Genomic DNA, 13,641 nt, shown 5'->3' on the forward strand with positions numbered 1-13,641 from the left:
TGTCACTTATCACAAGGAAACCCTCTATGGCGCTTATGTTCCCCCGCCTGGCGCGCAATTTTGTGCGCAACGGCTACTTCCCCACCGACGAGGCCACGCTGGAGCGTATTCTCACCGCGCTGACGCCGGATAGTCCCACCGGTACTCTCCGGTTGCTGGATCCCTGCGCCGGCGAAGGCGTCGCCATTACGGAGATCGCCTGCCATCTGGACGAAGAGCGTGTCCAGGCCTGTACCGTGGAATACGATGCAGAGCGTGCCGCGCACTGCGCCACCCTGGCCGATCTGTCACTGCACGGCGATCTGATGGACACGGTTATCTCTCAACAGGCCTTTTCGCTGTTGTTTCTTAACCCACCCTACGGCGATCTGGTCAATGGGAAACAGGAAACCGACCACAAAGGCCGCGCCCGGCTGGAAAAGCTGTTTTATCAGCGCACCCTGGGCAATCTGCAATATGGCGGCATTCTGGTGCTGATAATCCCGTACTACACGCTCGATCGCGAATTCGCGGGCTGGCTGGCAAACAGCTTTACGGATGTGCGGCTATTTTCCGCCGCCACGGATCAGTTTAAGCAGGTGGTGATTTTTGGCCGCCGGAGCCGCCAGCATCAGCAACATACCGATGCCGTAAAGCAACGCCAGCGACGTCTGCTGCGTGTCGGGCAAGGTGAGGAGACCGCACCGGCGCTGCCCGATGCCTGGTCAGTACCCTACCGCGTCCCCGCCGTCCGACAGACACTGAAACATTTTTACCGCGTCACGCTCGAACCCGTTCAACTCGAAGAGGAAATGAGCCAACTGAAAGGGCTATGGCCTGCGTTCTCCACCGAGCTTTGCCTCCAGCCACAGCCACTACGACCACCGGCAAAACAACTTTCCCGCTGGCATCTCGCACTGGCGCTGGCCGCGGGCGCGATCACCGGCGTGATCACCTCGCCATCGGGCCGCACCCTGGTTGTTCGCGGCGACACCTACAAAGTGAAAGACCGTAAAACCGAATTCACTGAAAACGACGAGGGTGAGATTACCGAGACCATCACGATGACGGATCGTTTCATTCCGGCTATTTCCGCCTGGGATATGACGCCGGGATCAGAAACGTTCGGACAACTGATCGCCATTCGTTAACCCGCCACCATTAATACGTTTAAGGAACTTCATCATGACACATCGATTACTGAGCCTTCCGGCTTTCACGCACAAAACCGTCTTTCCCTGCGGCAACGCTCTGCTCAATGACGATAAAAACGCACTGAGTACGGAAAACCTGCAAAGGCTGCTTCGCCGTCATACGTCAGGCGACTGGGGCGACGTTCCCCGAAAATTACGCCTGACCAATCACTATGCGCTGGAATATGACAACAGCCTGCTGTCCTGTTATTTCCACCCGTTTAATGGCATCCGCATGGTGGTCATCAATACCTGCGCCGATCGCAGCGAGACCGTGATTTCCGTTCACCCCTGAGTTTTATCACTTCACTCACTCTGACGGGACAGCGTTCCCGACGGGGAATGGTCTGTCCCGTTTTTTATGGCCTACCTCCCTGTAGGCCACCCTGCGGGCCGCCGCAAGCGGCGTTAAAAACATTCCCGATGTTTTTTATTTCAAGGAACATGACCATGACCGAGACCTCTCCCTCAACGACTTCGCCCGTTGTTTTTCCACTGAACCAGTTTATCGACGAATTCGGCGACAGCCTGCTGGCGTCGCTGAACCAGTCCCTTCCCCCCGTTTATGACGGCACGCCCGATCTGAAAAGGCAGGCCGTCATGGACGCGCTGAAACGCCGCCCGTTTCCGGCGCAGGCCGATACCGTACAGGCGGTGGTAAAACTGCTGGTCGATCGCAACGAACATGCCGCCATCATCAATGGCGAAATGGGTTGCGGCAAGACGCTGCTGGCTATCGCCACGGCGGCGGTGCTGTACCGCGAAGGTTACCGTCGCTCACTGGTGCTCTCGCCGCCGCATCTGGTTTACAAGTGGCGGCGTGAAATACTGGAGACCATTGAAAATGCCCGTATCTGGGTGCTCAACGGCCCGGATACGCTCATCAAGCTGATGTTGCTGCGCGAACAGCTTCACGTTCCCGCTACCGGCCCGGAGTTTTTCATTCTGGGACGGGTACGGATGCGCATGGGCTACCACTGGAAACCCGCCTGCGCGGTACGGCGCCGGCAGGGCATCCCCTTAGGCGTTTGCCCCGACTGCGGTCAGCGCATTACCGATACGGACGGCAACTGGCTTGCAGTAAACCACCTGCAACAGGAAGAAAAACCCCGCAAATGCTCGCACTGCCAGACGCCGCTGTGGACGCTGATGCGCCCGAATGCCCTGCCTGATGATTTACAGTCTCAGATGGTGAATAAGGCGTTGAAACGCATCCCGACCATTGGCGATGCGACGGCCAGAAAACTGAAAAATGCCTTTGGCGACGCGTTTCTGGCGTCCATGCTCGGCGATAACCTCTACGAGTTCATCAACCTGATGGACAACAGCGGCGAACTGGTGTTTTCCGACCGGCAGGCTCAGCGTATGGAGCGTGCGATGGCCAATGTTGAATTCGGCTTCGGCGAAGGAAATTACCAGGCCAGTGAATACATCAAGCGCCATTTACCGAAAAACACGTTCGACCTGATGGTGGTGGACGAAGGGCATGAGTACAAGGGCGCAAGTTCGGCACAGGGACAGGCGATGGGCGTTCTGGCCAGTCACGTCAGAAAAATCCTGCTGCTGACCGGCACGCTGATGGGGGGATATGCGGACGACATTTTTTATCTGTTGTTTCGCATATTGACCCGGAGGATGCTGGAAGAAGGCTATCGCCCCGGCCGCAACGGCAGCCTGACCGCCGCCGGCATGCGGTTTATGCACGATCACGGCGTGTTAAAGGAGGTTCTCTCCGAAAACAACCGTGAGGCGCATAAAACCGCCAGAGGGAAAAAAACCGCTGTCCGGGTATCCAAGGCGCCGGGATTCGGCCCAAAAGGCGTGCTGCGTTGCCTGCTGCCCTATACCGTTTTTCTGAAACTGAGTGATTTGGGCCGCGACGTGCTGCCGCCTTATCATGAAGAATTCCGGGAAGTGGCGATGACGGAGACGCAAAGCGATGCTTACACGAAACTGTCCGTCTCGCTGACGACGATGCTGCGTCAGGCGCTGGCAAAGCGGGATACCACCCTGCTGGGCGTGGTGCTCAATGTGCTGCTGGCCTGGCCGGAGTGTTGCTTCCGCCCGGAAGTAGTGAAACATCCGCGTACCCGCGACACGCTGGCATTCGTACCCGCGCTGTTCGATGCCACGGAGGCGACGCCCAAAGAGCAGGCACTGATTGCTCTTTGTCTGGCGGAGAAAGCCGCAGGCCGTAAGGTACTGGCGTACTCCACCTACAGCGGCACCCGCGATACCACCTCGCGGCTGAAAGCCCTGCTGACGCAAGCCGGGCTAAAAGTCGCCGTGTTGCGCGCCACCGTCAGCCCGGAGCAACGGGAGGACTGGGTCGCTGAACAGGTAGACAAGGGCATCGACGTGCTGGTATCGAACCCGGAGCTGGTAAAAACCGGGCTCGACCTGTTGGAGTTTCCCACCATCGTGTTTATGCAGACCGGATTTAACGTCTATACCCTGCTTCAGGCGGCGCGCCGCTCATGGCGCATCGGGCAGAAACGGGCGGTAAAAGTGATTTATCTCGGCTATGCCGCGACGTCGCAAATCGCCTGTCTCGACCTGATGGCACGAAAAATCGCCGTAGCGCAAAGCACCGCGGGCGATGTGCCGGAGTCCGGCCTGGATATTCTCAACGCTGACGGTGATTCGGTTGAAATTGCTTTAGCTAAACAACTGGTTGCCTGATACTCACACTAACCCTGCCATTCCGGCAGGGTTCTTTTTTTCTCTTTTATACATGCGTCGAAATCAGTGATTACGTTTTATTGTTGGTCTCCGCCATTTTCTGATAGGCGAGATCTGTACCTTTAGGCAACGTTTTGCTGATCTCCCTGTAGTGCAGTAATCGCTCGCGCAAATTGGCTCTGTATTGCTCGGGTTGTTCCGCTTCGACCAGTGCCGGGATGACAGGCAAATTCAACCGCTCTTTGTATGCGACGCCGCTCGCAGCAAGATCGACATTAATTTTGTCGCGCGCCTCAGCAGATAAATCCCCCGAGATTGAAATTATTGCTCATAGGGTGTCCCCCTTTGCTGGAAGTTTGCTGAGCTTATTATGACCTTCTGCTGTCGAGAAATCTCTCCAACATGATTGATAACACCCTATCTATTTGTCTGCCAGAGCCGGGAACCATTGCCTGTTGATGACGCTAAACTCGCGCAGACCGTTCCCGGCATTTTTCATCTCTATCCCAAACTGAGTTTCCCCTGTAGCGCACATCCTGTCGTTATTACTCTGACACGACTTTCCTTCCCGTAATACATGGGTTCCCCGCCCGTTCGGGCATCATCCCCTGATGCCCGCTTTTTTTCAGGAGCGACGATGAAATTGTTTTTATGTGAAAAACCGTCCCAGGGCCGTGATATCGCCCGTATCCTCGGCGCGACGCAAAAAGGTAATGGCTGCCTCACCGGCAAAAATATTGCCGTCACCTGAGGATTTGGTCATCTGCTGGAGATGGAGCCACCCGAACGTTATGATGCAAATATAAAAAACGGGCGCTTGAAGATTTACCAGTCATTCCGGCTCAGTGGAAACTGGCGGTGAAAGCAGATGCAAAAAAACAGTTTACCGTCATCCAGAAACTCCTGAAGAAATCCTCATCCGTGGTTATCGCCACCGACGCCGACCGAGAAGGGGAAATGATCGCCCGCGAGATACTGGATGCAAGTCAGTGATCTTGCCCAGTAACGGTGGACATCGCCTTAAGCGAGGTTTCTTTTCAAATTGCACCGGGCTTAGCACGCCGTTGGCGGCTATATCGCCGATGCCGGTTGTCATCAATCTTAATATAGTCGAATACCGTCGATTTCATCTTCTCCCGCGTGTTGAACTGTTCCCCCGTGGATAGCGTCCACTTTCAGACTATGGAAAAAACTTTCCGCACAGGCGTTGTCATAGCCGCCCCCCTTAGCACTCATGCTGCATGTCAGACCATTATCATTCATAACTTCCTGATAGTCATGGGAACAGTACTGGGTACACTATCACTCCGCGCAGCATCTCCCACAGCCACAGCGCCATTTTCAGCACATAACACACCAGTTCCGCTTTCATCAGTTCCGACATCGCTCCCCAATCACCCGCTGTGAATACAGGTCGATAACCACCGCCAGATACAGCCAGCCTTCCGCCGTCCACAGGTTGCGGCATGGAAAGCTGGTAACTGAGCGACCATAGCGTATCTCAGCAGCTTTCCCGCGCCAGGAACACCGCCACTTTTTTCAGGATAGGTTTATCCTCTTCCAGTTCGGAAATTTTGGCTTATAAGACGGCGAATTCCTCGTTTCTGTTCGGATAGGTGGGGCGAATTAGAAAAAGCAACATCCTTCTGATCCTGATAACGTTTTTTTCCAGTCAATGGGATGGACTACCTCCTCCCCCATTGCGGTTAACTGTACGAAATACGTTCAGCAGGAGAGTTACCATGAATATCATATTTCCGGGTATTGATCTGGCTAAAAATGTCTTTCAGCTCTGCGGGTTAAACCAGGTCGGTAAGCCGGTTTATTCAAACCGTATCGGCCGAAAAGAATTACTCCAGACGGTGGCTAATATTCCGGTCTGTTTGATTGCCATTGAAGCATCCACAGGGGCATTTTACTGGCAGCGAGAGTTTGAAAAACTGGGGCATAAAGTAAAGGTCATCAACCCTTCATATGTAAAACCCTTTATCCGTGGGCAAAAAATGACGGTAATGAAACACGGGCCATAGCAGTGTCTCTGATGCATCCAACGATGCAGAAAATGGACTCAGTACAAGAATACGCAGAACAATTGCAGAACTCTATGATCTCTTTAACTATATTGGGCGTCATATAAACTTTTTTAATAAAGAAATCGATGCTGTATTCAGGCAATCAGATGCCTGTCAGCGCATTGCCAAAGTTAAAGGTATTGGTCCTAAAACGGCCAAGGCTGTTGTTGCCGCGATTGGCAAAGGAACTGAATTTAAAAATGGTCGTCACTTTGCCGCATGGCTTTGTCTGGTTCCTCGACAGCACTCAAGTGGCGACAGGCAAGTGCTAATGAATATGACTAAAAAAGACGACAAGCATTTACGGACACTTTTTATTCATGGCGCCATGGGTTGCCAAGAATAACAATGATGGCTATCAGCATCAGTGGGTAAAGGAACGGCGAGGGTTTAATAAAACGACAGTGGCACTAGCTAACAAGAACGCGAGAATAATCTGGTCGATGCTGAGAAATGATACCGAATATCAAGCAGCCGGAAGTTAATACCCAGCCAGAAAAGTTGCTGCGTACTGATAAATGGTGACAGGTTGCACCTGCACAATCGGAACCTGATTTTTACACTGGCCTTAGAGGCCGTCCAGTTGTTGAGGAGATTGTGTGCGGATTACCCATTTGGGCACAGGCTTTCCTTATGCCGGATAGATGTAAGCAACAACCCAAAACTAGATTCAGTACTTGCAAAACGGAGATAGTCCATAGATGTAGAATGTGTTCTCTTTGATATCGAACTCCTGTGCCATGCGCGCAACGGATTTACCGCTTTCGAACAGTAATGCCACGACGCTGCACTTGAAATCCGGGGTATATTGTTGTCTTGCCATAGTGACCTCGCTTTCGTTAATTGATTTGAAAACAAGATGGGTGCTAAATCAAGGATAGATCACACCGAGGTGTGCGCCGCAACGCCGCCATCGATGAATTGATGAGTCCCGCCCAGCCTCCCGGTTATGGGCCCCCACGGCGTATCTATACCGAAGTAGGCCTCGGACACCTGGTCATGGCGAATTTCGCACCATGAAGAAAACGTACATTCCCCCGTCAACCATCTGACCAGGCTTGGCTTTCTATCCTGACAGGAAGACGCCGCCAAATATATACGACGGAATTGGCCACGATGCTGGTATGATTCCGGTAGGAAAGCCGATATTTTTGTCGAACTGGAGAGCGAACAAGATGAAACCACGATTTATTGTTATTGCTTGCGTGTTCTGCCTGACGATGTCGCTGTCTGCCTGTACCCAGAGGCAAGCTCAGTCACCTGCCCCGACGGAGTTAACGCAAAGCAGTCAAAGAAACCTGGCTCAGGAAGAACAAAACCGGGCGCTGGTGATTGAGTTTTATACCGCCGTTTTAATCAACCACAATGTGGATCTGGCGTATCAATATCTGAGCGAAGATTACATCCAGCATAATCCGTTCATCGCGACAGGCCGGGAAGCGCTTATAACCACGCTCCGGGACTATTTTGCAAGTTATCCGAATGCTGAAAGCCACATCATTCGCACCTCGACCGACGGCGATCTGGTCTATCTGCATGTTTTCGCTAAAAACGATCCGCAAGATACTGGAAATGCTGTTGTCGATATCCTGCGCGTTGACAACGGGAAGATTGTAGAACATTGGGACGTAGTGCAGCCCGTGCCGCAAACCAGTGCCAACCAGAACGGCATGTTTTAATGTACGGACAAGCGTTATTGTCTCCTCGGAAATAGCGCTGGATAATCATTTTAAATAATCGCGCAGTATATTATTCAACGCTGGAAATTGCGGAAAACCATCGCACACAATTAAGTGTGCCGCATAAGATAAAGCTGTATAGCTCTGTATTGAGATGAAATCGTTCAGTTCGGGATATGTTTCAATCTGTTCCGCAAATCCGGACACCATAATCTTAATCATTTGCTCTTGCAGAACTAATATTTCATATTTTTATTATAATCATAAGTATCTTTTTATTTGAATGAATGATAATGTCACCAATCTGTCTTTCTGGCTACACAGAGATCCTCAAAAAAACTCAAAATGTCACTATTAATTTCTTGTAAGGAATATTTGCATATAGAGCCATCGACATTTATGAACATGAGCAGCAATCAAAAAAAACATAGTAACAAGAAAACACAGAGAACCTGACGTCAGGTATTATGAGCGTTTTTTTATATTTTTGATAGGCTACATCGTCACTCAAACCGTTATTTATTAGCTGGTTATAGACTCATCAATAACGTTTTTATTTTCTGCGATCTATCTCTAAAAACCCCGCTTGCTACTGCTAACAGAAAGCAGTATCTTTTAAGCGCATCTGCAAAATCAGGTGCCGGGATTGGTCTCCCGAATTGTTACAGGCGGTATATGACGCGCCTTGCGTCTTTTTTTATACCGTAAATCCAGCACAACTATTGAATTATGGTGGGCTGGGCGGGGGCATCGAAAGATGCGCCGGTTCCTGTAACGCCGGTAAGACCAACTCCGTCCAGTCCACCACCCACAAGATTGGTCTCTTCGGTGGTGGGTTTATTACCCGTTACAGGAGGCTGCCAATATGGCTACAATCCTCACCCAGACTCACCCGTTACTTACCGTTCCTTTCAGCGCCGCCACGGATTTCACCGTACTGGCAGACCGCTGCGAAAAGCTCGCAGAGACTCAGGCAGAAAGCTACGATCCGGCGCTAAAAATGGCACTGTGCGGAAGGCTCGCCGCCGCGCTTGCGCTGTTAAAACCGGGCCTGCGCGATCCTATTCCGCCTCACCTGATAGACAGTCTGACCGTTGATACCTTGCCCACAAACTCTCCTCGTTTTGCCCCTGATGCGGATACGCTTTGCGATTACTGTTTTACCCTGACTCAGCTTCTGCTTTGCCGGATGTTTCCGCCACAAGCGGAAGAACAATTGTGTTGGCTCCTGGCAGAACTGGTTGATTACTTTGCCGCTGAATTGAAAGCTCCGCGCTGGATACGCACTGCTGACGGCGTGAAATGCATTGATGAGGTGACCGCATGAACCAACAGGACTGGCATCCCGCCGATATTATTGCGGCGCTGAAAAAGCGCGGAACGTCGATGGCAGCGGTTTCGCGTAACGCAGGGTTGGCCTCTTCCACGCTGGCGAATGCGTTGACAAAACACTGGCCCAAAGGGGAAAGGCTGATTGCTGAAGCGCTGGGCGTCGCGCCTGAGCAAATCTGGCCTTCTCGCTACCATTGATGTTCCACCGGCGCAGATCCGATACGGGTTCTGCGCCGTTTCCTGTTTATCAGATTGCCAAAAATCGACCAATAATCCTTTAAAAGGGAAAAACAGTTTTCTCTTATCTGCACCTTGTGCTGAGCAGTAATATCCCACCGGCACAAAATGCTTCATGACCTGAGAGAAGCGCCTGATGTATCAGGATGGTCGCCTTTTTACCGGCATCAACCTTTGAAAATGCCGGACCGCATTGCGGTTAAGGTCATTCTCTACTCTGCTTCACCTTCCCGCTGTTTTTGAGGCCTGCGCCGCAAAGCGACGACGCATTTACACAACATGTAATGATGACTGGAATACGCCTTTAGTTTCCCGGTAAAGAGGAATGCATTTCGCCTTGGGCGACTTCAGTCTCTTCATTATCGCTTTGTACCTATATAGGCTTTACGCTATATTAATAAGGAGGTCCTGTGTGGACGATTAAAACAACGGACATATTTGACGGCTGGTTCAGTTCACTCAGTACCATCGATCGAACCAACGTGCTGGCGTCGCTTATCGTTCTGCGGCAAAAAGGGCCGGGTTTGCCCAGACCTTATGCCGATACGATTAAAGGCTCTCGCTACAGCAACATGAAAGAACTACGCGTTCAGAGCCGGGGCGATCCGATACGGGTGTTTTTCGCCTTCGATCCTTACCGAACCGGCATTCTGCTTTGCGGCGGTAACAAGGTCGGCAATGAAAAACGTTTTTATGACCAGATGATCCCGGTTGCTGACCGGGAATTCACGAATTATCTGAAGACATTAGATGATAAGGAGTAACGCGATGGGCAGAACGCTCGAACAGCTTCTTGCGGATGAAAAACCGGAAGTCGTGGCCGACGCTCAGGCGATGGCGGCGGACATCCTGCTCAACATCCACCTTGCCGAACTGCGTGAGATAGTGCAAAAAACACAGGTTGAAATGGCGCAGGCTCTGGGCATCAGGCAGCCTACCGTTGCCGGTATGGAAAAACCGGGCCGCGACCTGAAACTGTCCACGCTTAAACGTTACGTTGAGGCGACCGGCGGCAAACTGCGCCTTGATGTTGAACTGCCGGATGGTTCTCACTACGGATTTGTACTGTAAATACTGACGCTCCCTGAACCGGAGCGTCAGCTCCCTTATAACGGGCTGCGGCCTGCATTGACGTAGGCTTTGCTGTCGCGTGACCGCAATCCTGCACCAAAATTTCAATTTTCACTCACTGCGCCAGTCCAGTGCGTCACTTTAACCGCGCCGAGCGGGAAAGTGACGCACCAGCGCCATGTTACTGCACCAGACAATTCAACTGCGCCAACGCACGGCGGGATTCTGACACCGTGATTCAACCAACTTTCACTCACAGGAGAACTTGAACCGATACCGGAGGGGGATCAGGACGATCCGGGGGATAACCAGCTAACGCTGGCGGCTGCTCAGAGAGCACAACCGAAGCCCCGCAATACCTCAACGGCTGCCGCCCCGGCGCTCAGGTATCGTTCGCAGCCCGACCCATCATTCAGGGCTATCGGCCTACGCGCCGGGGAAAAGTTGTATCAGATTTTGGAGTTGCGGCAATCATGAAAGGGGGGAAGAGAACATGAGTTTTCTGGAGCAGCAAATGAAAACGCTGGCGCGGCAGGCGGGTGGCAGTCATAAAACCGTTCATGACCGTATGGCGCTGGCGCAGCGATTTTGTGAGCGCTTACTGGCGCAAAATGTGCAGATCCGCCGGGTGGAGCAACTGAAAGCCCGACATATTGAGAATTACGTTCGGGAACGACTGGAGCAGGGCATAAAGAAACGCAGCCTGCAAAACGAAATGGCGGCGCTCCGCTGTCTGCTGAAGCAAGCCGGGCGTGATCGATTAGCCACCAGTGAACGGCTGTCCAATAAATCTCTCGGCTTATCCGGCGCATCCCGTAACGGCACCCGGCAGGCCATTACTGCGGAGCATTACCGGCAGGCGCTGGAAACCGCTCGTGAAAAAAACACCGGGATGGCAGCGGCGCTGGAGCTTTCAAGGTTGATGGGATTGCGCTCTCAGGAAGCAGTGCAGTGTGCGCAATCGCTCAGGACGTGGAAACAGGCGCTGGAGCGCGGCGAAACCCGGCTTACCGTGGTGTTCGGCACTAAAGGCGGACGGCCTCGCGAAACGGTAATTCTGGATGCTGGCGCAGTCAGAAAAGCGCTGGAAAATGCGCTGGCTGTGGCAGAGAGCCGCAACGGCAAGCTGATTGACAGGCCCGACCTGAAAACTGCGATGAAATACTGGCACGGTCAGGCGTCGCGTATCGGCTTGACCGGCGCATATTCCCCGCATTCATTGCGCTACGCCTGGGCGCAGGATGCCATTCGTCATTATCTGGCGCAGGGATTCAGTGAAAAAGAGGCGCTGGCGCTGACGGCGATGGATTTGGGCCACGGCGACGGGCGCGGGCGTTATGTGGCGCAGGTTTATGGGTGTTGAAACGATGGATGATTCTTGTCTCTGGTGCAACCTTGCGTTTTCCCGACGGATGGCAACTGGTGCAGTTAGCCGGAATATCGGGTTCTGGCGCAGTGTCGTGTCGGCAGAAAACCATCCTATGGTGCAGATTTTTTATCGTCGCTATGACGATAAGTTTTCCTTTAAAAAACTTCCCGTATTGATAGGTAACGACCTAAAAATATTCTGCCGGAATAATTTTAGACGTTTCCCGATTAATCGTTGAAAATACGAAGGTAAAACCTTTCAGAAAGCAAAGAAGCAGATCCCGTTCGTCAGGATCTGCTCCTGTCAGAGAATTAACCGCCAGGCTGTACCCGCGGCCTTATGCTGTCGCGCAAAAATATACGGCGCGACATATCCTTCGCGGCTGATGTCCAGATAATCCGACCACCACAGCATCATTTCCATGTGAGCTTCCTCATATGCGGATCGGTATGATTGGTAAGATCATATCCGGGAATTTATTACACTTATATTTCCAGGCAAACACCTGTCAGCGCCCTTAACGGGCGCTTTCCATATTTATCGCGCCGGCAGTCTGAATTTCTAGTACCTCTTTTCTCTGCATGGTCTCATCATGCAACTTCATATCCTTATCGAAGAGAGGAGTCATGACGGAAAAGAAAACTGAACACCCCCTGCGGTGTGGGCAATGTCAGCGCCTGCTGGCCTTTGCAGGTCCATTCTCCAGCCTTCATATCAAGTGTCCGCGTTGTAAAACCATCAATCACTTCACCCACAGCCACTGAGCTGCCTAACCGAATGCCATGAGCATCCCAGCCATACGGAGGGGAACAGTGACATTAAACAATACATTAACGTACGGATCTGTCTGTAGTGGCATTGAAGCTGTCAGTGTTGCATGGCAGAACCTGCACTTCAGACCACTCTGGTTTAGTGAAATAGCGCCTTTTCCTTCTGCAGTATTAGCTTATCGCTGGCCCGGCATCCTTAATCACGGCGACATGACGCTGCTCGCCGACAGGATCGCGAGTGGTGATATTCCCGCCCCGGATATTCTGGTTGGAGGCACACCCTGCCAGTCTTTCAGCGTGGCCGGCATGAGACGGGGTCTGGCCGATCCGCGTGGACAACTTACTCTGGCGTATATCCGGCTGGCTGACGCCATTGATGTTAAACGAGAGGAGAACAATAAACATGCCGCACTCATCCTGTGGGAAAATGTTCCCGGAGTCCTCAGTGACGCCACCAACGCCTTTGGGCATTTCCTTGCCGGACTGGCTGGCACGGATATACCATTCAGACCCGGTCTCCCACCCACGCCGCAAAAATCTTCGGCATTCTGGCGCTGGTCGAAAAAATACCGTCGGCATATTCCCAAATGGCCCCGCGCAGGTTGTGTGTATGGCGCCCACAGGGCCATTGCATGGCGAGTGCTCGATGCCCAACATTTCGGACTCGCCCAGCGCCGCAAGCGTTTGTTTGTTATCGCAAGTGCTGGAGAACACGTCGATCCCGCCGAAATATTGTTTGAGTTACCGAGCGTGCGCAGGGATCCTGCGCCGGGCAGATGCGTCCGGACGACGATTACCCCAACCTCTGCGGCAGGTACTGACGAGAAATGCATGTCCGCGATCGTCTATAACAAACAGCGATTAGGTGAATACAAAGCCAGCCCTATCAGCAGCACCTGTAATGCCTGCGATTATAAAGATGCGCATGATCTGGTTGTCTTTCCGGCGACCTGTATTGCCAGCAATATTATTCATCGTACCCCAAAAAATAGCGGGCATCATACGGGCCTCTCGGCTGAATTGTGCTACCCCCTGTATAATACGTCGCATACCCTGCATGCCGTCATCAGTGAATATGCGGTTCGCCGCCTGATGCCTGTGGAGTATGAACGTTTGCAGGGCTTTCCCGATCAGTACACGCGTATTCCCTGGAGGGGGAAAACGACGCAGGACTGTCCAGATTCTCCGCGTTATAAAGCGCTGGGCAATTCAATGCCGGTTCCGGTTATAAAATGGCTGGGAGCACGGATCAGTAAT

General features: G+C 52.4%; 14 protein-coding genes and 3 pseudogenes. 14 read left to right on the forward strand and 3 right to left on the reverse strand.

Features of this window, described 5'->3' with window-relative positions; all coding sequences use genetic code 11:
- The first annotated feature begins 26 nt into the window (after positions 1 to 26).
- The 3 genes from ABRZ28_RS17420 (at position 27) to ABRZ28_RS17430 (ending at position 3,854) form a co-directional block, all read left to right on the forward strand.
- Positions 27 to 1,130 (forward strand): DUF6094 domain-containing protein, encoded by a 1,104-nt coding sequence (locus ABRZ28_RS17420; RefSeq protein ID WP_330521005.1) that lies wholly within the window; start codon positions 27 to 29, stop codon positions 1,128 to 1,130.
- Positions 1,131 to 1,164: 34 nt separating this feature from the next.
- Positions 1,165 to 1,467, forward strand: a complete 303-nt coding sequence (locus ABRZ28_RS17425; protein WP_172290875.1) for a hypothetical protein — start codon at positions 1,165 to 1,167, stop codon at positions 1,465 to 1,467.
- A gap of 155 nt (positions 1,468 to 1,622) precedes the next feature.
- Complete coding sequence (locus ABRZ28_RS17430) at positions 1,623 to 3,854, forward strand: helicase-related protein (protein WP_442878717.1); 2,232 nt, start codon at positions 1,623 to 1,625, stop codon at positions 3,852 to 3,854.
- Positions 3,855 to 3,924: 70 nt separating this feature from the next.
- Here the strand turns inward: ABRZ28_RS17430 and ABRZ28_RS17435 are convergent, their stop codons facing one another.
- Entirely contained in the window at positions 3,925 to 4,179 is a 255-nt protein-coding gene (locus tag ABRZ28_RS17435; protein WP_370541769.1) for a DNA polymerase III subunit theta, read from the reverse strand.
- A gap of 533 nt (positions 4,180 to 4,712) precedes the next feature.
- On the opposite strand from ABRZ28_RS17435, the gene ABRZ28_RS17440 reads away from it, so the two are divergent.
- Positions 4,713 to 4,847 (forward strand): toprim domain-containing protein, encoded by a 135-nt coding sequence (locus ABRZ28_RS17440; protein WP_330521007.1) that lies wholly within the window; start codon positions 4,713 to 4,715, stop codon positions 4,845 to 4,847.
- 37 nt (positions 4,848 to 4,884) lie between these two features.
- Here the strand turns inward: ABRZ28_RS17440 and ABRZ28_RS17445 are convergent.
- A pseudogene (locus tag ABRZ28_RS17445) lies at positions 4,885 to 5,312 on the reverse strand (IS3 family transposase); the annotation flags it as partial.
- A 284-nt stretch (positions 5,313 to 5,596) separates the two neighbouring features.
- Between ABRZ28_RS17445 and ABRZ28_RS17450 the strand changes: the two are divergent.
- Positions 5,597 to 6,411: pseudogene (locus tag ABRZ28_RS17450) on the forward strand (IS110 family RNA-guided transposase).
- Positions 6,412 to 6,596: 185 nt separating this feature from the next.
- On the opposite strand, the gene ABRZ28_RS17455 reads toward ABRZ28_RS17450, so the two are convergent.
- Positions 6,597 to 6,749, reverse strand: a complete 153-nt coding sequence (locus tag ABRZ28_RS17455) for a transposase (protein WP_150437314.1) — start codon at positions 6,747 to 6,749, stop codon at positions 6,597 to 6,599.
- Between the two features lie 352 nt (positions 6,750 to 7,101).
- Between ABRZ28_RS17455 and ABRZ28_RS17460 the strand changes: the two genes are divergently transcribed.
- The 9 genes and pseudogenes from ABRZ28_RS17460 to ABRZ28_RS17500 all read left to right on the forward strand — a co-directional run.
- Positions 7,102 to 7,605, forward strand: coding sequence for a nuclear transport factor 2 family protein (locus tag ABRZ28_RS17460; RefSeq protein WP_150437313.1), 504 nt, complete (start codon positions 7,102 to 7,104; stop codon positions 7,603 to 7,605).
- An 865-nt stretch (positions 7,606 to 8,470) separates the two neighbouring features.
- On the forward strand, positions 8,471 to 8,932 hold the full coding sequence (locus tag ABRZ28_RS17465) for a hypothetical protein (RefSeq protein WP_150437312.1): 462 nt from the start codon (positions 8,471 to 8,473) through the stop codon (positions 8,930 to 8,932).
- Positions 8,929 to 9,135: a helix-turn-helix domain-containing protein gene (locus ABRZ28_RS17470; RefSeq protein WP_094107104.1), complete on the forward strand. Its 207-nt coding sequence runs from the start codon at positions 8,929 to 8,931 to the stop codon at positions 9,133 to 9,135. The genes ABRZ28_RS17465 and ABRZ28_RS17470 overlap by 4 nt, the downstream gene beginning before the upstream one ends.
- 449 nt (positions 9,136 to 9,584) lie before the next feature.
- Positions 9,585 to 9,938 (forward strand): type II toxin-antitoxin system RelE/ParE family toxin, encoded by a 354-nt coding sequence (locus tag ABRZ28_RS17475; protein WP_009114532.1) that lies wholly within the window; start codon positions 9,585 to 9,587, stop codon positions 9,936 to 9,938.
- Between the two features lie 4 nt (positions 9,939 to 9,942).
- Complete coding sequence (proR, locus tag ABRZ28_RS17480; RefSeq protein ID WP_094107105.1) at positions 9,943 to 10,245, forward strand: transcriptional regulator ProR; 303 nt, start codon at positions 9,943 to 9,945, stop codon at positions 10,243 to 10,245.
- A gap of 493 nt (positions 10,246 to 10,738) precedes the next feature.
- A complete protein-coding gene (locus ABRZ28_RS17485) occupies positions 10,739 to 11,608 on the forward strand; it encodes an integrase domain-containing protein (protein ID WP_330521008.1) in 870 nt (289 codons plus the stop codon).
- Positions 11,598 to 11,852 carry a hypothetical protein gene (locus ABRZ28_RS17490; RefSeq protein WP_150437308.1) on the forward strand — a complete coding sequence of 85 codons (255 nt, stop codon included), beginning with the start codon at positions 11,598 to 11,600 and terminating at the stop codon, positions 11,850 to 11,852. Before ABRZ28_RS17485 ends, ABRZ28_RS17490 begins: the two co-directional genes overlap by 11 nt.
- 388 nt (positions 11,853 to 12,240) lie before the next feature.
- The gene (locus tag ABRZ28_RS17495) at positions 12,241 to 12,378 is read left to right on the forward strand and encodes a zinc finger domain-containing protein (RefSeq protein ID WP_150437307.1); all 138 of its coding nucleotides are present in this window, start codon (positions 12,241 to 12,243) and stop codon (positions 12,376 to 12,378) included.
- Positions 12,379 to 12,396: 18 nt separating this feature from the next.
- A pseudogene (locus tag ABRZ28_RS17500) lies at positions 12,397 to 13,635 on the forward strand (DNA cytosine methyltransferase); the annotation flags it as partial.
- Between the last annotated feature and the right edge of the window lie 6 nt (positions 13,636 to 13,641).

The sequence above is a fragment of the Brenneria sp. g21c3 genome (genome assembly GCF_040240345.1).
Taxonomy (GTDB): Bacteria; Pseudomonadota; Gammaproteobacteria; order Enterobacterales; family Enterobacteriaceae; genus Brenneria.

Coding starts and splice junctions, on each gene's coding strand:
- ABRZ28_RS17420 (WP_330521005.1), top strand. CDS start 27: ATGGCGCTTATGTTCCCCCGCCTGGCGCGCAATTTTGTGCGCAACGGC.
- ABRZ28_RS17425 (WP_172290875.1), top strand. CDS start 1,165: ATGACACATCGATTACTGAGCCTTCCGGCTTTCACGCACAAAACCGTC.
- ABRZ28_RS17430 (WP_442878717.1), top strand. CDS start 1,623: ATGACCGAGACCTCTCCCTCAACGACTTCGCCCGTTGTTTTTCCACTG.
- ABRZ28_RS17455 (WP_150437314.1), bottom strand. CDS start 6,749: ATGGCAAGACAACAATATACCCCGGATTTCAAGTGCAGCGTCGTGGCA.
- ABRZ28_RS17460 (WP_150437313.1), top strand. CDS start 7,102: ATGAAACCACGATTTATTGTTATTGCTTGCGTGTTCTGCCTGACGATG.
- ABRZ28_RS17465 (WP_150437312.1), top strand. CDS start 8,471: ATGGCTACAATCCTCACCCAGACTCACCCGTTACTTACCGTTCCTTTC.
- ABRZ28_RS17470 (WP_094107104.1), top strand. CDS start 8,929: ATGAACCAACAGGACTGGCATCCCGCCGATATTATTGCGGCGCTGAAA.
- proR (WP_094107105.1), top strand. CDS start 9,943: ATGGGCAGAACGCTCGAACAGCTTCTTGCGGATGAAAAACCGGAAGTC.
- ABRZ28_RS17485 (WP_330521008.1), top strand. CDS start 10,739: ATGAGTTTTCTGGAGCAGCAAATGAAAACGCTGGCGCGGCAGGCGGGT.
- ABRZ28_RS17490 (WP_150437308.1), top strand. CDS start 11,598: ATGGGTGTTGAAACGATGGATGATTCTTGTCTCTGGTGCAACCTTGCG.
- ABRZ28_RS17495 (WP_150437307.1), top strand. CDS start 12,241: ATGACGGAAAAGAAAACTGAACACCCCCTGCGGTGTGGGCAATGTCAG.